The sequence below is a fragment of the Lonsdalea quercina subsp. quercina genome (assembly GCF_000688655.1).
Lineage (GTDB): Bacteria > Pseudomonadota > Gammaproteobacteria > Enterobacterales > Enterobacteriaceae > Lonsdalea > Lonsdalea quercina.
Map to the genome: position 1 here is coordinate 241,244 of NZ_JIBO01000006.1, position 25,352 is coordinate 266,595.

General features: G+C 53.9%; 19 protein-coding genes. 14 read left to right on the plus strand and 5 right to left on the minus strand.

Going from position 1 to position 25,352, the window contains the following annotated elements:
• Positions 1-17 precede the first annotated feature (17 nt).
• Positions 18-323 carry a hypothetical protein gene (locus tag RZ35_RS17935; protein ID WP_157755370.1) on the minus strand — a complete coding sequence of 102 codons (306 nt, stop codon included), beginning with the start codon at positions 321-323 and terminating at the stop codon, positions 18-20.
• Positions 324-518: 195 nt separating this feature from the next.
• Here RZ35_RS17935 and oxlT point away from each other — a divergent pair, with 195 nt between their 5' ends.
• Both oxlT and RZ35_RS06200 read left to right on the plus strand, forming a co-directional pair.
• Positions 519-1,778 carry an oxalate/formate MFS antiporter gene (gene oxlT / locus RZ35_RS06195; protein ID WP_026742520.1) on the plus strand — a complete coding sequence of 420 codons (1,260 nt, stop codon included), beginning with the start codon at positions 519-521 and terminating at the stop codon, positions 1,776-1,778.
• Between the two features lie 166 nt (positions 1,779-1,944).
• The gene (locus RZ35_RS06200) at positions 1,945-2,250 is read left to right on the plus strand and encodes a hypothetical protein (protein ID WP_026740107.1); all 306 of its coding nucleotides are present in this window, start codon (positions 1,945-1,947) and stop codon (positions 2,248-2,250) included.
• A gap of 304 nt (positions 2,251-2,554) precedes the next feature.
• Here the strand turns inward: RZ35_RS06200 and RZ35_RS06205 are convergent, their stop codons facing one another.
• Positions 2,555-3,637 carry an NADH:flavin oxidoreductase/NADH oxidase gene (locus tag RZ35_RS06205; protein WP_026742521.1) on the minus strand — a complete coding sequence of 361 codons (1,083 nt, stop codon included), beginning with the start codon at positions 3,635-3,637 and terminating at the stop codon, positions 2,555-2,557.
• A 201-nt stretch (positions 3,638-3,838) separates the two neighbouring features.
• Between RZ35_RS06205 and RZ35_RS06210 the strand changes: the two genes are divergently transcribed.
• The 3 genes from RZ35_RS06210 to RZ35_RS06220 all read left to right on the plus strand — a co-directional run bounded on the left by RZ35_RS06210 (position 3,839) and on the right by RZ35_RS06220 (position 5,745).
• The gene (locus RZ35_RS06210) at positions 3,839-4,267 is read left to right on the plus strand and encodes an OsmC family protein (RefSeq protein ID WP_026742522.1); all 429 of its coding nucleotides are present in this window, start codon (positions 3,839-3,841) and stop codon (positions 4,265-4,267) included.
• A 744-nt stretch (positions 4,268-5,011) separates the two neighbouring features.
• Complete coding sequence (locus RZ35_RS06215; RefSeq protein ID WP_026742523.1) at positions 5,012-5,266, plus strand: ECs_2282 family putative zinc-binding protein; 255 nt, start codon at positions 5,012-5,014, stop codon at positions 5,264-5,266.
• Positions 5,266-5,745, plus strand: a complete 480-nt coding sequence (locus RZ35_RS06220; RefSeq protein WP_026742524.1) for a hypothetical protein — start codon at positions 5,266-5,268, stop codon at positions 5,743-5,745. The genes RZ35_RS06215 and RZ35_RS06220 overlap by 1 nt, the downstream gene beginning before the upstream one ends.
• A gap of 137 nt (positions 5,746-5,882) precedes the next feature.
• Here the strand turns inward: RZ35_RS06220 and RZ35_RS06225 are convergent, their stop codons facing one another.
• Entirely contained in the window at positions 5,883-7,508 is a 1,626-nt protein-coding gene (locus tag RZ35_RS06225) for a methyl-accepting chemotaxis protein (protein ID WP_081825700.1), read from the minus strand.
• Between the two features lie 282 nt (positions 7,509-7,790).
• Here RZ35_RS06225 and RZ35_RS06230 point away from each other — a divergent pair, with 282 nt between their 5' ends.
• The 7 genes from RZ35_RS06230 to ydfG all read left to right on the plus strand — a co-directional run bounded on the left by RZ35_RS06230 (position 7,791) and on the right by ydfG (position 14,578).
• Positions 7,791-8,057, plus strand: a complete 267-nt coding sequence (locus tag RZ35_RS06230; protein WP_026742525.1) for a DUF3811 domain-containing protein — start codon at positions 7,791-7,793, stop codon at positions 8,055-8,057.
• Between the two features lie 275 nt (positions 8,058-8,332).
• A complete protein-coding gene (locus tag RZ35_RS06235) occupies positions 8,333-9,031 on the plus strand; it encodes an expansin EXLX1 family cellulose-binding protein (RefSeq protein ID WP_026742526.1) in 699 nt (232 codons plus the stop codon).
• Between the two features lie 236 nt (positions 9,032-9,267).
• Positions 9,268-10,191, plus strand: a complete 924-nt coding sequence (glsB, locus tag RZ35_RS06240) for a glutaminase B (protein ID WP_026742527.1) — start codon at positions 9,268-9,270, stop codon at positions 10,189-10,191.
• 77 nt (positions 10,192-10,268) lie between these two features.
• A complete protein-coding gene (gene lhpI / locus RZ35_RS06245; RefSeq protein WP_026742528.1) occupies positions 10,269-11,189 on the plus strand; it encodes a bifunctional Delta(1)-pyrroline-2-carboxylate/Delta(1)-piperideine-2-carboxylate reductase in 921 nt (306 codons plus the stop codon).
• A 217-nt stretch (positions 11,190-11,406) separates the two neighbouring features.
• Positions 11,407-12,231 carry a mannosyl-3-phosphoglycerate phosphatase-related protein gene (locus tag RZ35_RS06250; RefSeq protein ID WP_026742529.1) on the plus strand — a complete coding sequence of 275 codons (825 nt, stop codon included), beginning with the start codon at positions 11,407-11,409 and terminating at the stop codon, positions 12,229-12,231.
• A 33-nt stretch (positions 12,232-12,264) separates the two neighbouring features.
• Complete coding sequence (locus RZ35_RS06255) at positions 12,265-13,491, plus strand: glycosyltransferase family protein (protein ID WP_026742530.1); 1,227 nt, start codon at positions 12,265-12,267, stop codon at positions 13,489-13,491.
• Between the two features lie 337 nt (positions 13,492-13,828).
• Positions 13,829-14,578 carry a bifunctional NADP-dependent 3-hydroxy acid dehydrogenase/3-hydroxypropionate dehydrogenase YdfG gene (ydfG, locus tag RZ35_RS06265; protein ID WP_026740123.1) on the plus strand — a complete coding sequence of 250 codons (750 nt, stop codon included), beginning with the start codon at positions 13,829-13,831 and terminating at the stop codon, positions 14,576-14,578.
• Between the two features lie 113 nt (positions 14,579-14,691).
• Here the strand turns inward: ydfG and RZ35_RS18175 are convergent, their stop codons facing one another.
• Positions 14,692-15,570, minus strand: coding sequence for a cupin domain-containing protein (locus RZ35_RS18175; protein WP_200873750.1), 879 nt, complete (start codon positions 15,568-15,570; stop codon positions 14,692-14,694).
• Between the two features lie 201 nt (positions 15,571-15,771).
• On the opposite strand from RZ35_RS18175, the gene RZ35_RS06275 reads away from it, so the two are divergent.
• Positions 15,772-16,119, plus strand: coding sequence for a DUF1283 family protein (locus RZ35_RS06275; protein ID WP_026742532.1), 348 nt, complete (start codon positions 15,772-15,774; stop codon positions 16,117-16,119).
• Between the two features lie 88 nt (positions 16,120-16,207).
• Positions 16,208-16,492, plus strand: a complete 285-nt coding sequence (locus RZ35_RS06280) for a DUF1161 domain-containing protein (protein WP_026742533.1) — start codon at positions 16,208-16,210, stop codon at positions 16,490-16,492.
• Between the two features lie 64 nt (positions 16,493-16,556).
• Here the strand turns inward: RZ35_RS06280 and RZ35_RS06285 are convergent, their stop codons facing one another.
• The gene (locus RZ35_RS06285; RefSeq protein ID WP_071999763.1) at positions 16,557-25,175 is read right to left on the minus strand and encodes a glycoside hydrolase family 94 protein; all 8,619 of its coding nucleotides are present in this window, start codon (positions 25,173-25,175) and stop codon (positions 16,557-16,559) included.
• Positions 25,176-25,352: the final 177 nt, after the last annotated feature.

Genomic DNA, 25,352 nt, shown 5'->3' on the forward strand with positions numbered 1-25,352 from the left:
ACCTTTTTGCAAGCAATTCAAACGCCAAAAGAAACGGCAAAAGGAGTAAATGCTTGCCTTATCAGCGTTAATTTTGCCCATACCAAGGGTAGTCCGTAACGCAAGGTAATGAAATGTCGAGCAGCGATCCCCTGAACCTCGGCAAAGGCCGGCCCCGCCGACGTAAGGGGAAGCGAATGGACGAAAAGAGTGCGCGGCCGCACCGGATTTGCACGATGAAACCTTTTTACTGCGGTATTCCCAGTTTGGAAAACAAACGGTTCTCTAAGCATTTCCCCCGGTGAGCCGATATCTCCGACGTCCCCAGAGGTTTCATCGCGCATTCAGTCAACACGTTACCCGTTAATCTATCTGTCTCCGCTTCCCGCGCTCTCGACAGATGGCATAGATAGTGCTTATTCCCCACTGGGTCAGCACGCGTCGTCGTACCAAAAAGGCCGGCTTCCCATCGCAGTATCGCCGTTTTTTAACGCATCCTCAGGATGTACGATGACATTGATAATCAGGGGAAATGAATAATGACAGCGCTTAGCATGCCGATTCGGGGCTCTGCCCGCACCAAGTGGATTCAAATGGTGTTGGGATTGATCTGCATGGCCTCGATATCCAGTCCGCAATACGTTTGGACCTTAATGACCAAACCGTTAACAGAGAAAATCGGCGTCAGCCTGCCTGAACTGCAAGTGACGTTTTCTCTGCTGATTATCCTGCAAACCTTCTTCTCGCCGTTTCAGGGCAAGCTGATTGACCGTTTCGGGCCACGTCTGCTGATCTCACTGGGAACGCTGTTGTCAGGACTGAGTTGGGTGCTCTCCGCACAGGTTCAAAATCTGGCGATGCTGTATCTGGTCTACGGTTGTCTGGGGGGGCTGGGAACAGGGATTGTGTACGTCGGCGTCGTAGGTTTGATGGTGCGCTGGTTCCCGCGTCATCGCGGATTCGCCGCGGGCATGGTGGCCGCAGGCTATGGCATGGGGGCAATTTTTACCACGTTCCCGATTTCAATGAGTCTGGACCAACAGGGGCTGGAGTGGACGCTGCTGGTCTTCGGAAGCATTTTCGCCGTAGTGGGCCTGCTCGCCAGCCAGGGATTGAAAGTGCCGGAGGAGGAAGACACCGCGTCACAGCCGCCCAGTAAACTGGAGCAAAGCCGTCGGCAGTTTACGTCCAAAGAGATGCTGAGGCAGCCGTTGTTCTGGCTGATGTTTCTGATGATGACGATGATGTCGACGTCCGGCCTGATGGTCACTTCGCAAATGGCGGTCTTTGCGCATGACTTCGGCATTACCAGCGCGGTCGTGTTTGGGATGGCGGCGCTGCCGCTGGCGCTGACGATTGACCGATTCACCAACGGATTGACTCGTCCTTTATTCGGCTTTATCTCTGACCGCTTCGGGCGTGAAAAGACGATGTTCATCGCCTTTGCTTTGGAAGGGTGCGCCATGACGCTCTGGCTGATGTCACGGGACAACGCATTGCTGTTCGTGCTGCTGTCGGGCGTCGTGTTCTTTGGCTGGGGGGAGATCTTCTCGCTATTTCCTTCAACGCTGACCGATACATTCGGCACGCAAAACGCCACCGCTAACTATGGCTGGTTGTATATGTCGCAGGGCATCGGCTCCATTCTGGGAGGGCCGCTGGCGGCCTTGCTGTATCAATACACGCAGGGATGGCACGTCGTCTTCGGCTGCGCGATTACGCTGGATTTTGTCACCGCGGCGCTGGCGATAGGGGTACTAAAACCTTGGCGTTCCAGGTTTATCCGCAGTCATAGCTAATGAGGCCTGCGGGGCCTACGGCTGCCTGCCCGTATGCTCTCAAAATAGTGGCTTTTGTGCCATACGCGGTGCTATCCCCCAACGCTAAGCGTGTTGATATTCTGTTTATAGGAACTCGATCGCAGTATAGTTAGAGTTAACTTTATTTTACTTTTGATTGGGTATCATGAAAAAGACCGTTGTTATGACGTTAATCCTAATAAGCTTGACGGGTTGTGTTCAGTATCAGTGGGTTAAGCCCGGCACCGACAAGCAGCAGGAGGTTATTGCTGAAACGCAATGTAAAGCGCAGGCGCTCAGGGATTTGCCACCTGACAATCAAATCTCGGGCAAGTACACATCTAAAGATGAAAAACATAAAACTATTAGTACAAGCTACTCAACGAGTGATGAAAATGAGAGTAAGCGAGACATCCTGGTGAAAGACTGCATGTATCGCAAAGGCTGGACACAGATTGAGATCCAGCATTGAGAAATAGTTGAAATTTCCTGCTGAAGATAGCCCCACATATATATGTGGGGCTTTATTAAAAATATTTATCTTTTAATCATATTGGTGATCTGACCACGGTTGATTTCATGTTTGAGACCACCCGCATCCTTATGGGTTACCAGTCCCGTAAATCAGTTGGCGCCTGACGCATTGCAGTGGGTGGACGGGACGATATCCAGGGGCAAACATGCATGATGTGATATTTGTTGAGTCTGAGTGATAACCGCTTTCTCACAGGCGTACAGGCAGTGACCGAAGACGTTGCCCCGGTCACAACCGCCGATCATCCAAATAAACCCCGCAGATAATGCGGCTCACAGCGCAAATATTGCGGCGAAACCGGTATCGTATCGCCCAGCTTAGCGGCGGCATGCCACGGCCAGCGGGGATCGAACAGTACGGCGCGGGCGAGGGCGATGAAATCCGCCTGCCCGGTTGCAATAATGGCTTCGGCCTGTTCCGCTTCGGTGATCAAGCCCACGGCAATTGTCGCGATGCTGACCGATTCGTGGATCCTGGATGCCAACGGCACCTGGTAGTTAGGGCCTACGGGGATGTCCTGTTCGGGAGCCAGGCCCCCGCTGGAGACATGGATATAATCGCAGCCTAACGCTTCCAGCTGTTTTGACAAGCTGACCGAGTCTTCAACGTTCCAGCCGCCGTCAACCCAATCGGTGGCGGAAATCCTCACGCCCACAGCGATAGAGACCGCTTCCCGGACGTCCGCGAAGACCTCCAACACCAACCGCATACGATTTTCCAACGAACCGCCATAGGCGTCGCTGCGGTGGTTGGATAGGGGGGAGAGAAACTGATGCAACAGGTAACCGTGGGCGGCATGCAGTTCAATCAGATCGAATCCCGCCTTTTCAGCCCGTTCGGCGGCAGCAACAAAATCTGCCCGCAGCTGGTGGATTTGCTCCATCGTCAGCGCCTCCGGCTGGCGGCTATCCGCATAGGCCAGCGCGGAAGGGGCCACCGTCTGCCAGCCGCCATCGGAGATGGCGACATCCGCGCCCCCTTTCCAGGGTTCCGCGGTAGAGGCCTTGCGCCCCGCATGGGCAAGCTGAATACCGAGCTTGATAGGTGAATAGCGTCGAATATTTTCTACCTGTTTCGCCAGTTCGGCGGCCTGTTCATCGTTCCAGAGCCCCAAATCTTTAGGGCTGATGCGGCCTTCGGGCTGAACCGCGGTCGCTTCCAGAATCAACAAACCGGCGCCGGATTGTGCCAGATTACCCAAGTGCATAGTGTGCCACTCGCTGGGGAACCCTTGTTCGGCGGAGTATTGGCACATTGGGGCGATGATGATGCGATTATCGAGTGTCAGCGCTCCCAATTTTGATGGGGTGAAAAGTTGGCTCATACGTTTGCCTTAGCGGTGAGAATAAAATGATGGAACCGAAATCGTTCGTTGAGTAATCAGTGTAAGCCAGAATCATCAAGGCGTCAGGGGCGATTCGGGCGAGCCCATCACAACAATAGGCCATTGACGTTCCGCGAAATCAGGCAAGATCGGTATGACTTCCTATACTTACTGTTCAGTCTCATGAACAGGAGAGAAAGCATGACCATTCACAAGAAAGGGCAAGCCCACTGGGAAGGCGATATCAAGCAGGGCAAAGGTACGGTATCGACGGAAAGCGGTGCGTTGAATCAACAGCCGTATGGTTTCAACACCCGTTTTGAAGGTAAACCAGGTACTAACCCGGAAGAGTTGATCGGTGCCGCGCATGCTGCCTGTTTTTCAATGGCGCTGTCGCTGATGCTGGGCGAAGAAGGTTTTACACCGGACAGTATTGATACCACGGCTACGGTATCGCTGGACAAAGCTAACGGCGGTTTCGCCATCACAAAAATCGCGCTGGAAAGTGCGGTCAAGGTGCCTAACATTGAAGACGCGACCTTTGACAACATCATCAAAAAAGCCAAATCCGGCTGCCCAGTTTCTCAGGTTCTGAACGCCGAGATCACACTTCAGTACAAACTTAACTAATCTCGCATCACCGTTGCCTCCGGGACGCTTCCCGGAGACAGTTGACTGACGTCCGGTTGGGCTTCAGACGACGAGAAAGAACCAAGGGAACACGACAAATAACGTCCTTGTCATCTTCAGGCACGCCTCCATCCCATTCAACACTGAGAATCGACACACCTTTTTAGTCGGTCCGCACCCGAAAATCTATCAAGTGTAATATGAGAAACCGTGTCGCCAGCGGAATCGTTAAGAACGATGACATAAAACGGCACAGCAGCGAAAAGGTGAGGGATGCTCAACTCAATGATTTACAGTAAAGGTTACATCTCGCCACAAACTCAATTTAACATAATATACATTATACGAACCAAGGGTGGGGATGGCAGAATCTGGTGGGAATCGTTGACACAGGCCGTCAACTGGCTAGTATCGATGATGATTCAAAATCATCCGTTTACTCCGAACGAATCAGAATCAAGTGTCTATCCGCAGTAAGTGAACGGCCTGNCCTCACCACTCAGGCCCGTTCATCCTCGTTATTAAGCAATGAATTACAGAAGGCATGATCATGAATATGGACTTATCACATCTAGCCAAAATGACGCCATACGCAAACGGACATTTTCGAGTTGCTTTTCGGCTCAAGTAGTAGCGGATGTCTACAACTCCAGTAAGCGCTCAAGCGGCTCAAGCGGCTCAAGCGGCTCAAGCGGCTCACTTTATCATCTACAATCTTCGAACTCTGGATGATGAAGACATCCTATGAATAGAAATATCTCCCTGCTATGCCCTGTGTGCGGAAATACCGAGATGGAACACGAGGAAGAGCGTGAAGTCGTCAGATGTGTAGGCTGCGGGAAAGAATTCACTAATGATGAGTTAATCCAAGAAAACGGGGGAAGTATTGACGCCCATGTAAATGAAATAAAAAAAGAGTTGACAAAAGATATTAAAAAACAATTTAACGATATGCCCAAAAAAGCATTTAAGGGAAGTAAAAATATAAGGATTAAATAATGACAACAAGTGATGCCATCGCTTTAGCTGCGCTTGTAGTATCGATTTACACTATCATATCATCAGAAGTAAAATCGAGAAAAAGCGATATAAAACAAAAGGATATAAAGGATGAGCAAGACAAGTTACGTAAGTTGCTTCTGGAAAAAGAAACAAAGTCAGCAATCAATGAGATGAAGGCAGAGCTTGGTGCTCGTCTCGTAAAAATAGCCAGAAACAATTATAGACTAAAGATATTTAATAGAGGGAGAGTTGAAGCTAAAAATATAGATATTCATTTCCCTAATAACGATGGTAATGAATATCTTTCAATGCATGATGTAGATGATAAATTTCCATATGAGGTATTACACCCGCAACATGGAATTGAAATTTTAGCGGGGATAAGCTCTGAAAGTAAAACTAAATACCGAATAAAACTCATATGGGATGACAATTATAAAAAAAGGAATGAAGAGGAGTTTTTCATTTCTATATAAATTGGTTTTCACAATGACGTTATGCTAAGGAGGCCGCTGCGGGAGAGATCTTCGCAGCGGCCTTTTCAACATGAAAAATCAAGCTAGCAATACGCGTAATTGCTAGCTTGAAACAAACACCCATGCTCAGTGATACTTTAGTTCAACGTGAATTTCGCCACGCCTTGATTCAAGCGCTCCGCCTGCTCTTCCAGCGACGTGGCCGACGCGGACGCATCCTGCACCAACGCGGCGTTTTGCTGAGTGACATGATCCATCTCGGAAACCGCCAGAGAGACCTGATTGATACCGCTGCTTTGCTCATCGGAAGCCAGCGCGATTTCGTTCATAATACTGGTCACATTATTGATCTCGACGACAATTTCCTTCATCGCATTGCCGGCGCTGTTCGCCAGCTCCGCTCCTTCTTTCACGCCGTTCTCAGAATCTTTGATTAATCGGGTAATATCCGTCGCCGCGTTGGCGCTGCGCTGAGCCAAATTACGCACCTCGGCGGCCACAACGGCAAACCCCTTACCCTGCTCTCCCGCACGGGCGGCCTCAACCGCGGCGTTAAGCGCCAGGATGTTGGTTTGGAACGCGATGCTGTTGATCAGTGCGATAATCTCGGAAATCTTGTCCGAACTACGAGTGATATTCGCCATCGACTCAACAACCCGATCCACAATGTCCCCCCCTTCCGTCGCCTTTTTCGAGGTGTTGCCGACGACCGTTCGGGCATGGTGCGCATTGTCGGTGTTTTGCTTCACTGTCGCCGTCAGCTGTTCCATGCTTGCGGCCGTTTCGGCCAGCGCTGCTGCCTGCTGCTCGGTGCGTGCGGACAAATCGGTATTCCCGACGGCGATTTTGCTAGAGCTGCTGTAAATGGATGCAGCGCTGTCACGCACGGAAAAAACGGTGTCATAAAGCGATTGCTGCATCTGCTGTATATTCTTGCCAAGAACACCAATTTCATTTTCACCCGTCGGGATATGAGGCTGTGTTAAGTCCCCATGAGCGATGGCCTGAACACGGGACACCCAATATCGAGTAGGATTGATAATGACGCGGCGTATAATGACAAAGGTCATAAAGACGAGCACAAGCGTCAGTATGAACGAGGCGGCCATCAGAATATAACTCAGCCTAGAATTGCTTTGAGCGTTTTCGTTGATCGCCTTTTCTCTCTCGACGCGGTACAAATAAGAGGCTTTCAACGGCACATCATATTTAACGTCTAATTCATCTACGACATCAGACTCAAAATTATTAATCTCCTGAGCCGTTCCTGTTTTAGCCAGATTGAACATCGGGGTGATGCCGATGTTAATATAATCATTGTATCTGCTTTCAAGTTCGCGATCGCGGGAGAGTTCGGATTCAGCACGATTGCCACGCTTGATATAGCCATTGAACATCTGCTGAGACAGCGAAAGGCGCATCTCAGCCGCACTCATACTGGAATTGTAACGCCCCATCTGTCCATTATTTCTGCTGTTTGCGGCATGCATCAGGTTCATTCTCGCCGCACGCATATGGTTAGCACTGTCAACCAGCTCCATACGCACATTCAGTTCCCGGTTGGAATCGTCCAGGGACAATTGTCCCTGCCACAAAAAGTAAGACGCTGTACCAATGGCCACCGCGAACAAAACTAAAACGATGGAGAAAACGAGGATGAAGAGTGGAGTCAATCGTAAATTTTGCCCCCCGCGTAACGCGACTTTTTCCCTACCGGCCGCATCTCCCTCGACGGGTACCCATTCATTAAGATCATGGCTCATATTATTTTCCCATAATATTGTATATTTCGGTTTGGTTCTGGACGTTGAGTATTTCCTGAGTCAATATCGGCATTTAAATGAAGAAATTGATTTTTTCTTCCAATACAATGAAAAAAATTTATCAGCGATGGGTAGTTAGCCATTTCAATAATTACAATATGATATTTTTATATCATGAAAAATAATCCTTAGAAATAGATGCAGAATGAGGGGTCGATTTTTCTGAATACCGCGTTTTTTTCCACTATAATGACGATCCAATCCCAACGCGGAATGAGAGTTATGCCCAGATTAACCCAGAAAGACATGACAGAAAGCGAGCAACGTCAGCTCAAAACCCTACTCGACCAGGAAAGGAAGAAGCACGGCAGACCGCTGACTAACTCAGAAAACAACCATCTGAAGGACGAGTTCATCGATAAGCTGATGCGAGAAAAGGAAATTGTCGCCAAACAAGCCCGCGCAGAAAAAAAGAAAAACAAGTTTAAACCTGATACCTCCGCAACTTATCAGTGGTCTGCAAACACCCATCTTCGTGGTCACCGTTGAATGATTATTGAGTTATTCAACGCTCAATAATACTGTTTTTAATAACACAAAAATAATGCTCTTCCTTTTCAAGGGGGCGCATTATCTTAGGCCGTCTCATACTCGGACAAATAATCTTGATTAAGCCACTGTGCTGTTTTATAAACGTAGCGTTCTAAAGAACATATAAGTAGGACTTGTTAGTGTTAATATAAATAATAACGCCATTTCATCTTTATCGATATTCAACATCGGGTTTCCATTATTTTCTTAATAACTTCATATTGGACGTGAACATGAAAATTAAAACACCTCTATTAATTCCTTTATTAATATCTCTTTCGTCAACGGCATTCAATAATGCGCACGCATCCTGGGGTATCAACGATGTTTGTCAGGGCTATGCGACAGCTACCGGCTCCGGATATTCTGGCGGCGCTCTGCTATTAGATCCTATATCCAGTGACATGGAAATTACGGCATTGAATGGCAACCAGCTCAACTATAACGGCATCAACGCCGCTATGGCGGGGGCTTATCTGAAAGTGACCGGTCCTAAAGGCAGCACGACCGTGTATGTGACCGATATTTATCCCGAAGGTGGCGATTGTGCGCTAGATTTATCTTATAACGCCTTTCAGAAAATAGGCGATGTGCAGGACGGCATAATTAATATCGAATGGCAACTGGTTGAAGCTCCGGTATCAGGTAATGTCATCTACCGTATTAAGGATGGTTCAAACCCTTATTGGGCCGCCGTGCAGGTGCGCAATGCCAAATACCCTATTATCGCCATGCAGTATATGAAGGATAACAGTTGGGTCACGGCGCCAAAAATGAACTATAACCACTTCATTCTTGAGAATTTGGGAAACAAGGTCACAAAAATCAAATTCACCGATATCAAAGGGCGTCAGTTAGAAGATGTGTTGCCGCAAATGCCGGAAAGCACGTCTCAGGCCTATATGGTGATCGGCAACGTTCAATTGCCGTAATGCGCGCCAAGTGTCGGCAAACTTAAGCGTTGTTTGACCGTACACGACACTCATTCTTTGATGATGGCCAGGCAGACTCCCTGCCCGGCCATTTGTATTGCCCCTCTCGCACCGTGTGGTCGCTCGCTCAGCCTCAAAGATCTCCAGTTTTGCGTCAGACCTGAAGTCTGTGAAAAAATAGGCATCATCTTGTTCTCAAACTCATTTTGAAGCGTGTTATACGCCGGAGATTCACATTGGCCGCACTCAGCAAGGGTTTACTGGAAGAAATACTGGAAGACGTCCGTCCGTTGATTGGGCAAGGCCATGTTGCGGATTACATCCCTGCCCTGGCCAGCGTCGCGCCGGACCATCTGGGGATCGCGGTTTGCGGCGTTGATGGTTCATGCTATCAGGCGGGCGATGCCGACACGCGTTTCTCTATCCAGTCGATATCCAAGGNCCTTTCCTTGTCCTTGGCGCTCACGCGTTATCAGGACAACGAGATCTGGCGCCGCGTCGGCAAAGATCCGTCGGGACAGCCTTTCAACTCGCTAGTGCAGCTGGAACTCGAACACGGCAAACCCCGCAACCCTTTTATCAATCCCGGCGCACTGGTCGTCTGCGACATGCTGGAAACCCGACTCGCCGCTCCGCGTCATCGGATGCTGGAACTGGTGCGTTCGCTAACCGAACAGCCCGACATCGACTACGACCGCACGGTGGCGCAGTCTGAATTCGAACATTCCGCTCGCAATGCCGCGATCGCCTGGCTAATGAAATCTTTCGGCAACTTCGATAACGACGTTCCCAAGGTACTGCAAACCTACTTTCACTACTGTTCACTCTCGATGAGCTGTGCCGAACTCGCGCGCTGCTTCCTTTTTCTCGCCAGTCATGGACGTTCACAGGGCAATACGCCCGCATTACTGTCTTCGCGTCAGACGCGTCAGGTGAATGCATTACTCATTACCAGCGGCATGTACGACGGCGCCGGTGAGTTTGCCTGGCGGGTGGGAATGCCCGCGAAGTCAGGCGTCGGCGGGGGCATCGTCGCCATCGTGCCGGGAGAAATGAGTATTGCTGTATGGTCGCCGGAGCTGGATGCATCCGGGAACTCGCTCGCGGGTATCGCCGCGCTTGAACGGCTGTCAGAACGCCTCGAGTGGTCGATTTTCTAGCATCAACTATGCAGGCCGACGACGTCTTCTCCTGACGCCCTGGGCCACAATGTTCAACTTAAATTCAGGGAGTCTTAATGAAAAACCAGTCTTATGTCACCTATAACCGCGAAGATACCGCCCGATTACTTAGCTTTTCTGCGCTGGTTGATGCGATTGCCCACGCCGCGGAAGAGTATGCGACAGGCGGGATCCTCAGCCCTGAGCGACTGGTGGTTCCCCTGTCGGAAAGCGCGGTCATGCTGAGCATGCCGGCCGTCAGCCATGATGTGGCTATCCACAAACTGGTGAACGTCGTCCCGGATAACAAAAGCCGTCACATCCCTACCATCCACGGGTTAGTCACGGTATTCGACGCACAGACCGGCGCTCCACTCTTCGTGCTCGACGGGCCGGAAGTCACCGGGCGTCGCACCGCCGCCGTATCCATGCTTGGGATTCGTACCTTTATGCAGGCGGCTCCTGAGGAAATTCTGCTCATCGGCACCGGCACGCAGGCGGTTTATCATCTGCAAGCCATTGCCGACCTGTATCCAAACTGCAAGGTGTGGGTCCGGGGATCCCGTCCCGGACGCGCTGAAGCCTTCTGCGAACAGCACGCGTCTCTTCATCCCTCGCTTGCCCCCTGCGAATTCGATGCACTCCCGGAGAGCGCCAACGTCGTCATCACCCTCACGACCAGTACTTCCGCGTTTTACCATGCGGATGCGCGTCCGGATGTGTTGGTCATCGGCGTCGGCGCCTTCAAACCGAACATGGCGGAAATCGGTTCCCGCACGCTGGCAGGGAGCGATATCTACGTTGACGACCCCGAGGGCGCAAAACAAGAAGCCGGCGATTTGCTTCAGGCTGGCGTGGATTGGGCCTCCGTCCGATCGCTGATTAGCGCCTTACGTGATGAACCGGCGACAAGACGGCCGATCGTGTACAAAACGGTGGGTACGGGGGCGTGGGATCTGGCGGCGGGTCGCGTCGCCCGCGCCGCGCTGGGAATTTAAATCTGCCTCCCCCTCTCCCTGCTACCGGCAGGGAGACTCGGCTGCGGCTCATCAAGTTGCACAAATGGAAATACGTGCATACGCTTAGTGAAGCGTGAAATGCAGCGGCCGAACTCATCGTTCTGATTTTAAGACTATTTTCTACTGTCAACGCTGCGTCCCTACACCTGCCAGAGTAACCCTGTTATGTCCCCCTATCATCATTAACGGAGGTCAAATGCCTGAATGTGCTGCTGAATGGGTGATATTTACCGATCTGGATGGTTCGCTGCTGGACCATGACACTTATCGCTGGGACCCTGCGTTGCCGTGGCTGGCACGCCTGCGGGTCGCACAGGTGCCGGTAATTATTACCACCAGTAAAACGGCCGCCGAAGTGGCGCCGCTGCAACATTCTTTGGGGCTTGGCGACATCCCGTTCATCGCCGAAAACGGCGCTTTGGTGACGCTTCCCGCGTCCTGGGAGAATCATCCTGATTTCCCTCGCAAAATCTTTAGCGCTGACTACCTGAGTCTCTGTCGAATATTAAACCGTTTGCGAACCGAATATGCGTTTGATTTTAGAGGGTTTTCAGATATGACGGACGCCGAGGTAGCCGATATAACAGGGCTGCATATGAGCGATGCGGCACTTGCACGGCGCCGGGAAGGTTCAGAACCATTGATATGGTTAGGCAATGACGTTGAACTGGAGCGCTTTGCCGCTTGTCTCAAGCCCTACCAGCTCGCGATAACTCAGGGTGGCCGCTTCTACCATGTAATGGGCAAATCCGTCAGTAAAGGCCATGCGGTGGGATGGCTGACGAAGCAATATCAATTACGGACCGGAACTACCATAACCACTGTGGGACTGGGAGACGGACCGAATGACGGCTCCCTGTTGGAGGCCACTCAGCACGCCGTCATCATTAAAGGTGCCGTGAGCGACAAAGTGACATTGTCACCTAAATATCGAGGTGAAGTCTACCACACGGAATGCCCAGGGCCACGGGGCTGGAGTGAAGGCCTCAGCCACTACCTCGGTCAAATCATAGCTGATTAATTAAACGGTTTATCGTTAAGGGAGCGTGAAGGCATGAGCGATTTTTATCAGGATGGCATCATCACCAACTTTCATAACCTGACTCAGCGTAGCGTAGAAGAGTTGGAATACGATCTTCAGGTGTTTTCAGGCCAAAACAGCATGGGTCTGATTTTGCCTTCGCTTTTTTCAGAGCTTGAGGGCCCGGCCCTCGGCAACATTGTGGACATGTTGGCGCAAGTGCCGTATCTGGGAGAAATCGTTATCGGGCTAGACCGAGCCGATCGCGATCAGTATCAGTTTGCTCATTCATTCTTCTCGCGACTGCCTCAGCGCCACCGGATTTTATGGAATGACGGTCCGCGCTTGACTAAATTGAGTCAGGAACTCGCTGAAAAGGGGCTGGCGCCGATGGAACCGGGCAAAGGCCGTAACGTCTGGTTCTGCGTGGGCTACATTCTGGCGTCTCGCCGCTCGTCCTGTATCGCGCTGCATGATTGTGACATTGTCACCTATGACCGCCATATGTTGGCCCGCCTGCTCTATCCCATCGCCAACCCTCACTTCCACTACGACTTCTGCAAGGGCTACTACGCCCGCGTCGCCGAAGGCAAACTGAATGGACGCGTTGGCCGCCTGCTGGTGTTTCCTCTGCTCAAATCGCTGCAAAATGTGTATGGCAACTCGGATTTTCTGGAATATATGCGCAGCTTCCGTTATCCGCTCTCCGGCGAGTTTGCGATGCGCAGCCACGTCTTGCGCAACCTGAGGATCCCAAGCGACTGGGGACTGGAAATTGGCGTTCTGTCGGAGATTCATCGCGGCACGGCGACCAGCCGTATTTGTCAGGTGGATATCGCGGACAACTACGACCACAAACATCAGCCGATGTCGGAAAACGATCCGAACGCCGGACTACAGCGTATGGCAATGGACATCACCAAAGCGCTCTACCGTAAATTGGCGATTCAGGGGGTGAATATCACCACCGACTCCTTCCGTGTGCTGCGCGCAACCTACTATCGTACGGCTTTGGACATGATCGATTCGTTCGAGCATGACGCCCGCATGAACGGTTTGCATTTCGACCGTCATACGGAAGAGTCCGCGGTGGAGCTGTTTGCCGATGTCATCACGCAGTCGGGTCAGGTCTTTAGCGAAAGCCCCGGAGACAAGCCGTTCGTCCCCAGCTGGAACCGTGTGCAGTCCGCGTTTCCGGATGTATTGGAACGCCTATACGAAGCGGTGGAAGCCGACCGTCAGGATATAGCCTCCGAATGACACGTTAGGTTAAGGGAGTTGGCGGTGGGTCCTACCGCTTGGCCGCCGCCTTCTGCGTCGCGGCTCGCAGCCATGCAATAAACGCGACCTGGTCACGAGGGACGTCCGCGCACCGTTCAGGCGGCGCGACGTCGGGAGAACCACACACTCGGTTCAGGCAAGCGCCAGTAAATATAACTTGTTGTTGATAATGCATATTGACTGAAGAAGAAACGGGTTGTCAGAACACCTTAAATCGCCCGTCTTTGCCCTCGGTTTGTCGCCCTGAGTTGCAATATCCCCCCTATCGACCATGATTGGAATGACCATGACCATCGCGCAGTAAAGAGGAACTGACATGATTATTTTTATTACTGGAGCCACCGCTGGATTCGGTGAGGCAATCACCCGACGTTTCATCAAGGAAGGCCACCGGGTTATCGCCTGCGGTCGCCGCCAAGAGCGTCTGGATGTGTTGAAAGAGGAGTTTGGCGACTCGCTGCATACGCTCCGTCTGGACGTACGCCATCAGCGGTCCATTGATCAGGCCATCACATCCTTGCCTGCCGCGTGGCGCAAGATCGACGTGTTGGTGAATAATGCCGGGCTGGCGCTGGGGCTGGAGCCTGCGCAGCAGGCCTACGTCAACGACTGGGAAACCATGATCGATACCAACAACAAAGGCCTGGTGTTCGTGACTCGCGCCCTGTTGCCGGAAATGGTGAACAAAAACGCCGGTCACATCATCAACATCGGCTCTACCGCCGGTAACTGGCCTTATGCCGGCGGCAACGTCTACGGCGCGACGAAAGCATTCGTACGCCAGTTCAGTTTAGGGCTGCGCGCGGACCTTTACGGTAGCCGGGTTCGCGTCACCAATCTGGAACCGGGGCTGGTGGGCGGCACGGAATTCTCCGGCATCCGCTTCAAAGGCAACGAAGACAAGGTTCAGCAGACCTACGACAAAACCAACCCGCTGCAGCCGGAAGACGTCGCCGAGGCGGTATTCTGGGTGGCGACGCTGCCGGAGCACGTCAATATTAATACGATGGAAATGATGCCGGTCAGCCAGACCTACGCAGGGCTGAAGGTTTATCGCGACGAGTAACCGACGTTGTAATGAGCACCGCTAGTGAAATAAAAACGGGAAGGCGATCTCACGAGCGCTTCCCTTTTATACTTCACGGAGTTTGACATCACCGACGCGATGCGTCGTCGCCGTCAGGGCGTTGAGCGCCGCTCGCTGACTTGCTGGCCGACGCCGCCCGCAGGACATCGCTCATCCTTAGGATTTTCCAAGGCCGAAGTCACCTGAACCACCATCACCTTGGCAGGTTCTTTACCCACCGCCCCCGACATATGGCCGACTTTATTGCCGAACGTTCCGGCATTTTTGTCATAGCCAAAGGATATTTCTCCCGGCCCCATTTCTACCCGTTTGCCATCCATCGTCTGAACAAACCAACGCCCCGATAGCGGGATAATCCACTGCGGGGATGGGTTCTTATGCCAGGGACCAACCCAGCCTACCGGCATAATGTTAAAGACATAACGCGACGTGAGCAGATCCTCTTGAGACACCCATTCGGGATCGCCTTTTGCGCTGAATTGTTCAAGTTTCAACGTATCCAACTGACACTTCGCCTGATGAGAAATGCCCGCTTTATCGACCCAGACGCTCCAATAAGGGATCGTATTGCGGATATCCGACGCCTGCGCCTGACTCAGGCCCGCGACCAGTAGCAAGGGAAAAAGAAGACGTCGATTATATATCCAGTGTCTTAACATATTTCCCCCTTCATTATGTAGAAGCTGCCATCCACCATCGTGTAAAACGCACGTGAGTTTTTTTTTCACAACATTATCGCGATGAATCCCCGTCGACTTATCGTCCTCCTGCCCGTCAATCAGAGAGTCATCAACCGGCAATGACTCCCATTGAAAGGGGATATTCATAACCGTTCCCGCCCTATCGCCGGCACTCAACTCGGCGGTCACCTTGTCGCTCGCCTCAGAATAGGTATTTTTCATCACGAGCTGCGGACTGAACGTGTTCACGAAAGACGAACCTGCGTAGGGAAATATTTCTTTAGTACTCATCAGACCTCCTGAAACCAAGAAATGGCAGCGCAAGTCGCTGTCGACAAGTATCAGTATAGTTTGAGCGGCTACTAGTCCAGTCCGACCACACGCGATTGACGTGGATGCCCGGTCGGTTATAGTTTCGTTGTCACAGACAACGTTATTGTTTTGGCATCACGGCGAGAATCGCGTTGGCACATACCGAATTCAGGGTGAAACATGAACACAAAATCATACCCATCAGCACTGCGTTTTATTATTCCGCTGTCACTGTTGTTGGCCACGGTGAGTTCGCTCCCCGCTCACGCGCAGACGGAGCATATTATTGTGGATAACGGCAACAGCGCGTTATCCAAGGAAACGGCTCGCCAGAGCAAGGAGCAGTGGGACGAAACCCAGCGACTTCGTAAGAAAGTGAATCAGCGGGTCGAGAAAGAGTTTGATAAGACGGCAAACGCGATTGACGGTAGGGAACGATGCACGACTAGCGCCAACGTCAACGCCTATTGGGAACCCAACACGTCCCGCTGTCTTGACCGCCGTACCGGCCGCACTGTCATGCCGTAACTTTTCGTCTACGCTTGTAGGGAGTTCCGACCCTTGTCCCGGCATCCAACCGGGCAGTCGTTAGGTTTCTTTGAACAAAGGTGATGAAATGAAAAAAACGATAATGTTGAGTGCCGCGCTTTTCGTGATTGCCCCCCTGGCAGCACAGGCATCGTGTGAAAGCGTTCGTGACGCTATCTCACACAAAATCATCCAGAACGGCGTACCGGAATCTGGCTTCAAGCTGGATATCGTTCCTAACGATCAGGTAGGTCAAGCTGGCGGACAAGTTGTCGGTCATTGCGAAAACGACTCGCAAAAGATTGTTTATACCCGCTTTGCGGAGGGTGACGCCCCTACGGAAAGCACGCCTACAGCGCACGCCCCGCAATAAATCAGACCCTAGTTTACCGCGTCCCGCGAAATCAACCTCGCGGGACGCGTTCTTCGCTCTGCGGTTATCGCCCCACAGACGCCTCTCCGCTGACCCAGACCTCAACCTGATGCAGACCACCATCATCCCGTAGCGGAATCAAACCGTGACTGACGCCCTGACCATCCAGCGTCATGCGATCCTCATGCTCGCCGCGTTTTACGGTAATGACGTATTGGCTGCCGCCTTCCTGATAGCGGATCTCCAATTGAGGCCAGTGGGCCGGGAGATGCGGCGCGACGGACAGGCTATCGCCGTGACGAGTGATCCCCAACAGCGACTCGGTGATGAGCCGATAGGACCAGCCCGCAGAACCGGTATACCAGCTCCAGCCGCCGCGTCCGTTATGAGGATTGACCGCGTAGATGTCGGCACAGATAACGTAAGGCTCGACCTTATAGCGCTGCGCCGATGCCGGTTCCAGACTGTGATTGATCGGGTTAATCATCGACATCAGCTCCCAGGCGCGTTCGGTATTGCCCATTTCCGCAAAGGCCATCACCGCCCAAATCGCCCCGTGCGTATACTGACCGCCGTTTTCGCGAACGCCCGGCAGATAACCGCGAATGTAGCCGGGGTTAGGACCATCACCATCGAACGGCGGCATCAGAAGTTTGATGATACCGGACGCATCGTCGATTAACTGTTCGTCCAGCGCCTTCATGGCTTTCTGCCGATACGCTTCATCGCCCGCGCCGGACAAGACCGACCAACTCTGCGCGATAGCGTCAATTTTGCACTCTTCCGACGTGTGTGAACCCAGCATCTCGCCATTATCGAAATAGCCACGACGATACCAGTCACCATCCCAGGCGTGGGTATTCAAGTTCTCTTTCAGCGTCGCCGCGTTATCCCGATAAAAATCAGCCTTCTCCGCCAGGCCACGCGTCTCAGCCAGCCTTGCATAGCGCTGCAATACGGTATATAGGAAGAAGCCAAGCCAGACACTCTCCCCCCGGCCTTGCAATCCCACCAGATTCATACCGTCATTCCAGTCGCCACAGCCCATCAACGGTAGCCCGTGCTGCCCCATCCTCAGACCATTTGCTATCGCGCGTTCGCCATGCTGCCACAGCGTTTCTATCGTAGAGCTGATACCCGGCTGTTCATAGCTCGACTCTTCGCCGGGGTTGAGCAAACGTCCTTCAAGATAGGGCACCGGCTGATCCAGCACGGCGATATCGCCGGTGACCTCCACGTAATGGCAAATAGCCAAAGGGAGCCAGAGATAGTCGTCCGAGCAGCGCGTGCGCACGCCGTTACCCAGCGGCGGATGCCACCAGTGCTGAACATCCCCTTCGATAAACTGACGTGAGGCGCAAAGGAGGATTTGCTCGCGCATCCGCTCCGGCGCGATATGTGTCAGCGCCAGCGAATCCTGCAACTGGTCGCGGAAACCAAATGCCCCCCCGGATTGATAGTATCCGCTGCGGGCGTTGATACGGCAGGCCAGCGTCTGATAAAGCAGCCAGCCGTTCGCCAGCAGATTGGTGGCCGGGTCCGGCGTCGTGATCTGCATTTTTCCCACAATGGCGCGCCAATATTGCTGCACGCGTTCCAGCTCGCTGCGCGCGCGAGTTTCGCCAAGATATTGCTGCATCAGTGCTTCCGCCTGCGCAGTATCCTGTCCTACGCCCAGCGTGAAAATCAGCGTATGCTGGTCGCCGTCGATCAGCGCAAGCGCCGACTGTACCGCGCCGCACGGGTCGAATCCCGCACCGCTTCTGTCGGAGAGACGACGCAGCTTCAGCGCTGCAGGCACCATTCGCGAACCGTTGCGACCCAAAAATTCGCGCCGGTCGCCACAGATGGAACAATGCGCGCCGGTCACGGCAAAGAATGCGGTTCGCTCTGAACCATTGCCGGTATAGTAGTTCTTGGCCAATATCGAGCATCCGCGCTCGACCGGCGTTCCCTGCGTCACGATGTGCATCGCGGACTTGGATCGCAGATCGCCAAGCACCCACTCAGCATATCCGGTGGCGGAAAGTTTACGCGGCCGCCCAGATTTATTGGTCAACGTCAGGATAAACAGTTTTACCGGCGCGTCTTCAGCGACAAACACCGTCAGCTCGCTGTCGATCCCTGACTCGCGATGTTCAAACACGCTATACCCGAACCCATGGCGCGTCAGGTAGGCTCCCCGTCCTCTGACCGGCAGCGCCATCGGCGACCATACGTGACCGCTCTCTTCATCGCGCAGATAGAAAGCTTCGCCGGAGGCGTCGCTGACCGGATCGTTTTCCCACGGGGTCAGGCGATATTCATGAGCGTTTTCGTACCAGGTATAGGCCTGACCGCTCTCGGAGACCACCGTGCCGAACTCCCGGTTGGCGATCACATTGGACCACGGCGCCGGCGTGTTTTCCCCTTCGTTCAGGACGATGTGATACTCGCGCCCCTCCTCAGAAAATCCGCCCATGCCGTTAAAGAACTGCAACTGACTGACGTCCGGGGTGAACGGCGTATGACGGTCCGGCAGCGCGGGGCTGATAGGAATGAGCGGTTTTTGCAGCAATAGCGTGTTCTGCATCCGCTGATTCAGTTGCTCGATCACGCTCTCGCCGCGGTCGTCCAGAACGATAGTGGCCGCGCTCATCAGCAGTATGCGATCTTCGTGGGACATGTGTATATCGCCTCGCACGAAGATGCCGCCGGGTTTATCCAGTTGGCTGGACGCATCGCCTGCGGAAATCAGGCCCAAAATCTGGTTTTGCAGATCTTGCTGATAGCCGCCGAGGTCGGCATTGATAATCACCAGATCTACCGGCAGCCCTTTCATACGCCAGTAGCTGTGAGCCTGAACCAACGTCGCGACCAACCCGATATTGACGCTGCTGCTAACGGACAACAGCACAATCGGTAAATCGCCGGAAATTGCGTTCCCCCACAGCCCCGACTGCCCGCGTCGGTTCGCCATGATCGTCTGCGCATCGGCCCGCAACTCCTGCGTCGGGAATAGCACGCCGCCCGCCAACCGGTTAAACAGGCTCGCATCATCTTCATTGGCATTCAGCTGGCGCAGGACGATTTGACTGTGGGAGCGAGCCAGCTCGAACACGCGATCCGCGATATTGCGGTCACGGTATTTTTCCAGCAGAGCAATGGTTGGGTCTCGCGCCTCGGTGATGCCGTAGACCAAATCGACCACGACGGGAATGCCCGGCTCTAGTTGGATCCGCTGGCGGACCGCCATGATTGGGTCAAGCACCCCGCCCGCGCTATTGGCAAGTGCGCCGTCTCGTTCCAACGCCAACGGCGTTGCGCTGTTGCGGCCCCGGCCGATAAAGGCGGCGCGGTCGGTTTCAAAGGAGGTCGCCCCGCTGTTATGACCATGAACGACCATCGTATGGAATAACCACGGGCACGCTTCTTCCGGCTCTCGCGGACGGCGATGACAGAGAATCGCGTCCTGCTCCGGCAACAGCTCCGTCTGTACGAACAGATTGCTAAAGGCCGGATGCGCGAGATCGTTAGCCGCCGATGCCAGCACCACTTCGGCATAGGAGGTTATCTCAATGCTACGGGGCTGACGGCCGCGATGAACCAACGTCAGACGACGTAGCTCAATATCATCTTCCGGCGACACCACCACATGAGTATGTACGGTCAGCGAACCATTGACGCGGATGAACTCCGCGCCCGCGTCTGTGAACACGATGCGATGCTGTCCTTCCTGACCGGCCACGGGCTGCCAGGTATTGCTCCACACTTCCCCGGTCGCCGTATCTTTCAGGTAGCAAAATGATCCCCGGTTATCGCAGGTGCTATCCTGACGCCAACGCGTTAGCGCCAAATCGCGCCAGCGGCTGTAACCGCCACCGCCCTGCGTCAACATCAGGTGGTAATCGGCGTTGGACAGCAGCTGGACTTCCGGGATCGGGCTGTCGACATCGCTAAATTCTCGAATATCATACTTCGCGGGTTTGAGTACCCCTTCATGCGACTCGAAGTGTCGGCGCGGTCGATACATCTCAACCACCTCGGACATTCGCTCTTGCAGCAAAAGTCGCGCAGACTGAAACATCGGGTTACTAGCGAAACGTTCCACCATGGGCGCATCGAGCAGTACGTGGGATAGCGCAAGCAGCCCCATCCCCTGATGATGCGCCATGTATGAGCGAATGATGGCGTAAAACTGACCTTGCGCCAGACGCGACGTCGTATAGTCCAGCGCCTCATAGAAACCGTAATTCCCTCGGGCGCCATTATTCTCCAGCGTCGTCAGGTTCTCGCACGCTTTGGCGGGATTAATCATCAACGCCAGTAAGGTGGCATAAGGCGCGACCACCGTATCGTCGCCCAGTCCGCGCCGCAGCCCCAGGCCGGGCACGCCGAACGCGTGATACTGATAATTGCGGTTGGCGTCAAAGGTATAGTAGCTCGACTCGGAAATGCCCCACGGCACGCCGCGAATCTTACCCCACGCCATCTGGCGGTTCACCGCGGACTGGCTCATCAGCTCCAGCAACGTCCCGGGGTAGTCCGGCATGACCAACTGCGGCATCAGATATTCAAACATCGATCCGCTCCACGACATCAGCGCCGGTTCGTTATCAATCACCGTAAACAGCCGCCCCAACGCGTACCAGCTTTTGGTCGGCAATTGATTAGCCGAGACGGCGACGAAGTTCGTCAGTCTCACTTCTGACGGCAGCAGGTCATAACTGCTGCTGTCCATGACGTTGGCATCGCAGTTGTAACCCACGCTGAGCAGATGCGTCACCGGGTTATAGAGGAACCGGAAATCCATATTGGCGTGGTCGCTCAGGCGTTGTTCCAGCTCGGACAGAATTGACAACCGCTGACGCGCCAGTTCGATGGCGGAGGACATGGCGATAGCGTGCGCCGTCGTGACCGACGGCGTGTACTGCGCCAACCAGACCAGCGAGGGTAGCGTGGTGACGGCGCGGTCCTCTTCCGTCATCCAGCCCAACAGCTGAGACCATTCCTGACTGATCCCGCTGATCTGGGCGTCCAGACTCTCGGCCCACTGGCGAATAACATGACTTTCAGCCGCGGCCAGCTCAGCCAACGCATGGCTTAACCCCAGCATCGCCTGTAGCTCGGCGTCGAAGCGAAACAGCGGCGCCTCATGCGCCGAGGCCCATTTTTTACGGAGCTGATTCAGCACGCCGGGCGCGCGCGTCCAAACGCGTTCGAGCAGCGACAGCGTGTCATCCAGCCCCGCCAGAATCCGGTTCACATCCATGACCGGCTGCGTACGCATAGCGACCAACCCTGAACGGAGCGTCAACAAATGTCCCGCCAGGTTGCCGCTGTCGACGCTGGAGATATAGCGTGGTGCCAGAGGCGTCAGGGTGTCAGTGCTGTACCAGTTGTAAAGGTGACCGCGAAAATGCGCCATTTTGTCGAGCGTATCCAGCGTCAGCGATGTCCGGTTGATCACGCTGGCCTGACTGACATAGCCGAAGTCCCATGCCGTCAGATTCGCCAACAGCGCCAGGCCGATGTTGGTCGGCGAGGTTCGGCGCGCAATAATCGGTCCTGGCTCTTCCTGAAAGTTATCCGGCGGCAGCCAGTTTTCTTCTGCGGTGACGAACGTTTCAAAAAACAACCAAATCTCACGGCTATGCTCGCGCAGCCGCCGACGTTGATCGTCCGTCAGCCCCGCTTTCTTCCGCTGCGGCTCCCGGCTTAACCAACACAGCAAGCGCGGCGACAGTAGCCATAGCACGCCCAGCGGAACGGAAACCACCTGTAACAGCGGATTTAAGTAGGCCGTCAGCGCCATCAGCAGCACCGCCGCGACCGGATTAGCCCACATCACCAGATAGTATTGTTGGGGGGCGTTGACGCGGCGCAGCAGATGATGACCGAGTCCCGCATCCAGACTCACCCAGTCTTGCAGGTGTCGCTTGCTGATCGCCAGACGCCACAGCGTCACGCCGATCGCTCGCAGGGTATTGACGCTTTCATACGGCAGCGTCGACAGGTTCATTCCAACACGCATCAGTCGCTGCAACGCAGTATTGAACACGGTTCGTAAGTGCTGCGAGAACGTGCGCCGCCGATTTTTTCTGATCAGTTGATAAATCAGCGTTAGCACGGTAGGCAATAGCAGAACCATAGCGACGGCCGTCAGCCAATTCGCCGGATTGGGCGCCCAGGTTAATGCGTAAAACAGCACGATCAACAGACTCGGGGAATACAAACTCCGCCGGAGGTTATCCAGCAGCTTCCAGCGGGACAACCCGCTCAACGGATTGGCGACGCGCCGACGGTCTTCCCGCCTAACGTAAAAACCCAGCCAGTTCAACAGTTGCCAGTCCCCGCGGACCCAACGGGTGCGCCGCGCCATATCGGCCAGATAACAGGTGGGATACTGTTCATACAGCAATACATCGCTTAACAGCCCGGAACGGGCATAGCACCCTTCGAGTAAGTCGTGGCTCAGTACCAGGTTTTCCGGACAGGAGCCTTCGTTAGCACGGCTAAACGTATCGACGTCGTAGATCCCCTTGCCGACGAAAGATCCTTCGCTAAACAAATCCTGATAAATATCCGACGCCATGAACGAATAGGGATCGTTGCCGGGAATGGCGCTGGACAACGCCGCGTACCGGCTCTGGCCATAACGGGGGATTTCCTCCGCCAGACGCGGCTGCAAAATACCGTATCCGGCAACCACGCGCCCTTTGTCCACATCGAAAACAGGCTGGTTAAGCGGATGCGCCATTGCGCCCACCATCTTGTGCGCGGCGTCGCGCGGCAAGACGGTATCGCTATCCAGCGTGATGACATATTTGATGTCGTCCAGCGCTTGGCGCTGGTTGCCGACGACGGTGTCGAATTCATGACTCTGCTGGCGCAGCCAGCGGTTTACCGCCTGAAGCTTGCCGCGTTTACGCTCATAACCCATCCAGACGCCCTGCTTCTCATTCCACTGAGGATCGCGGTGCAACAGAAAGAACAAAGCGTCGACCGGGTTCGCATACCGCTGGTTCAAGCGGTGAATGTGCTGGCTGGCATAGGCCAGCAGCTCGTCGTGCCACGGCTGCGTCTGGGTGGTGGAGTCCGGAAAATCCGTCAGCAGCGCAAAATAGAGATTTGGAGAGACGTTGCTGAGATAGCAGACTTCCAGGCTATTGATCAGCTTATCGACGCTGGCCCGGCTGCTGAGCAGGCATGGGATAACGACCAGCGTCCGAGAGTCCGAGGGTATGCCCGTGGAAAAGTCGAGTCTCGGCAGCGGGCTTGGCGTCCGCGTTTGCAGGGTGGCATCGCCCAGCAGATCCAGCACCAGTTGGCTAAAGACGATGACCGCGGGGATCGCCATCAGCCATAGCGTCCATCCTATGCCGGCTTCGTGGGTTCTCAATAGCAGATCGGCGCTCAGCGCGGTGGTCAACAGACTCAGGCTGCCTAGCCACGACAGAAGCGGCTCCTGATTGAACCAATGTCGCAGCCGCGTAAACGGTGGATAATGCACCTGAAGTTGCTGTTCCAGCGCAGCCCGGCCTTTGTCCACCAGGTAGTAACCGACGTGGCGCTTGCGCCCGCCTTCCGGCGCCGCTTTCGCCATCGCCAGAACGGCATCCGCCACCTCAATTTCGCTGTAGGGACACTGCCGGGACAGAATTTCGATGGTATGACGATAGTAATCTCGGGTATCAAAATGCATGGCGGCGTAAATGCCAGCGGGATCCTGCAATAATCTCTGTTCAACCAGACTCATCGACTCCGCAAAATCCGGCCAGTTGGTCTCGCTGAGCTGGCGCAGGCTGGCGATGCTGTTGCTGACCGAGAGCTGATTGATTGCCTGCTGCTGGTTGAAGCGGTGGATCATGGCGTCGGTGGTCAACCCCTCCTCGGCCAGCCGTTGCTCCACCCAGGTCAGCGGCAGCGCCAACATGTTGCCATGACCGCGCAGGCGACGAACCATTTCCGCCACAAACGAGTTGGAACGCGGTGGGTTGGACCGCGCCATATCGGCAATGATGATAATCAGGTTGGACGGATCGATTTCAGCGCCTTCCAGAAACTTATCGACCCAGGCATCGGCAAGATTGCGCTCCTGCTGCGCGGTAGCCACCTTCACGCTGACGCGTCTGAGGTTGTCGATAATGGCGAGCCGCAGCATCGCGGGCAACGCCCATAGTTCGCTGAGCGTCAGCGGCGTAATTTCCTGATAAGCGGATATATACCGCATTAACGTCTTGGCATCGAAGCGGCCGTCGCCATGGGCGATGGCTTCAGTCGCGATGTCGTAAATGCGCGGTCCATTAAACGGTGCACCCAACTGCGGCAGCCCCTTGCCGAAGTTTTTCGGCAAATGCTGAAAAACCGCGCGAATGTGTTCTTCAATCAGATAGAAGTTATCAAGCAGCCATTCCCCTGCCGGTGTAATCGCCGTTTTATCACTGGCGTTGATTACATCACAACTGCGGGTGAGTACCGTCTCATGCTCCGCCAGGTTTTTCAGCAAATAATACGGCGCATTTTCCTGTGTCAGTTTGTGGGAACGAGCCAATTTTCGGCCATAACGCTCCATTTGGTCGGCCGAAAACAATTCGGCTTTAATGGTCGTGTCGGGGTGTTCGCCAGGCTTCAGCATCGGCCCTTTTACGGGAAATGTGGGACGTGGTTCAGACTTAAACCAAGCAAGGAAATTTTTATTCACGCAGATACTCCTGAGCACGGACGCCAAAAGGCAGCCAATCACACTGCAGGAAAGTGTTCGTGCTTGATAATGGGAATCAGTGAATGGTGAAAAACCGTGACTTCACGAAGTCACTGCGGGCTACGTGTTAAAAGTAGCAAAGTCTGATGTAAACGCTCAACTTTCGAGCGATGGAAC

What these genes read in the sequence shown, in the direction of transcription:
- RZ35_RS17935 (WP_157755370.1), bottom strand. Translation starts at nt 323, where the DNA reads ATGCGCGATGAAACCTCTGGGGACGTCGGAGATATCGGCTCACCGGGG.
- oxlT (WP_026742520.1), top strand. Translation starts at nt 519, where the DNA reads ATGACAGCGCTTAGCATGCCGATTCGGGGCTCTGCCCGCACCAAGTGG.
- RZ35_RS06200 (WP_026740107.1), top strand. Translation starts at nt 1,945, where the DNA reads ATGAAAAAGACCGTTGTTATGACGTTAATCCTAATAAGCTTGACGGGT.
- RZ35_RS06205 (WP_026742521.1), bottom strand. Translation starts at nt 3,637, where the DNA reads ATGAGCCAACTTTTCACCCCATCAAAATTGGGAGCGCTGACACTCGAT.
- RZ35_RS06210 (WP_026742522.1), top strand. Translation starts at nt 3,839, where the DNA reads ATGACCATTCACAAGAAAGGGCAAGCCCACTGGGAAGGCGATATCAAG.
- RZ35_RS06215 (WP_026742523.1), top strand. Translation starts at nt 5,012, where the DNA reads ATGAATAGAAATATCTCCCTGCTATGCCCTGTGTGCGGAAATACCGAG.
- RZ35_RS06220 (WP_026742524.1), top strand. Translation starts at nt 5,266, where the DNA reads ATGACAACAAGTGATGCCATCGCTTTAGCTGCGCTTGTAGTATCGATT.
- RZ35_RS06225 (WP_081825700.1), bottom strand. Translation starts at nt 7,508, where the DNA reads ATGAGCCATGATCTTAATGAATGGGTACCCGTCGAGGGAGATGCGGCC.
- RZ35_RS06230 (WP_026742525.1), top strand. Translation starts at nt 7,791, where the DNA reads ATGCCCAGATTAACCCAGAAAGACATGACAGAAAGCGAGCAACGTCAG.
- RZ35_RS06235 (WP_026742526.1), top strand. Translation starts at nt 8,333, where the DNA reads ATGAAAATTAAAACACCTCTATTAATTCCTTTATTAATATCTCTTTCG.
- lhpI (WP_026742528.1), top strand. Translation starts at nt 10,269, where the DNA reads ATGAAAAACCAGTCTTATGTCACCTATAACCGCGAAGATACCGCCCGA.
- RZ35_RS06250 (WP_026742529.1), top strand. Translation starts at nt 11,407, where the DNA reads ATGCCTGAATGTGCTGCTGAATGGGTGATATTTACCGATCTGGATGGT.
- RZ35_RS06255 (WP_026742530.1), top strand. Translation starts at nt 12,265, where the DNA reads ATGAGCGATTTTTATCAGGATGGCATCATCACCAACTTTCATAACCTG.
- ydfG (WP_026740123.1), top strand. Translation starts at nt 13,829, where the DNA reads ATGATTATTTTTATTACTGGAGCCACCGCTGGATTCGGTGAGGCAATC.
- RZ35_RS18175 (WP_200873750.1), bottom strand. Translation starts at nt 15,570, where the DNA reads ATGAGTACTAAAGAAATATTTCCCTACGCAGGTTCGTCTTTCGTGAAC.
- RZ35_RS06275 (WP_026742532.1), top strand. Translation starts at nt 15,772, where the DNA reads ATGAACACAAAATCATACCCATCAGCACTGCGTTTTATTATTCCGCTG.
- RZ35_RS06280 (WP_026742533.1), top strand. Translation starts at nt 16,208, where the DNA reads ATGAAAAAAACGATAATGTTGAGTGCCGCGCTTTTCGTGATTGCCCCC.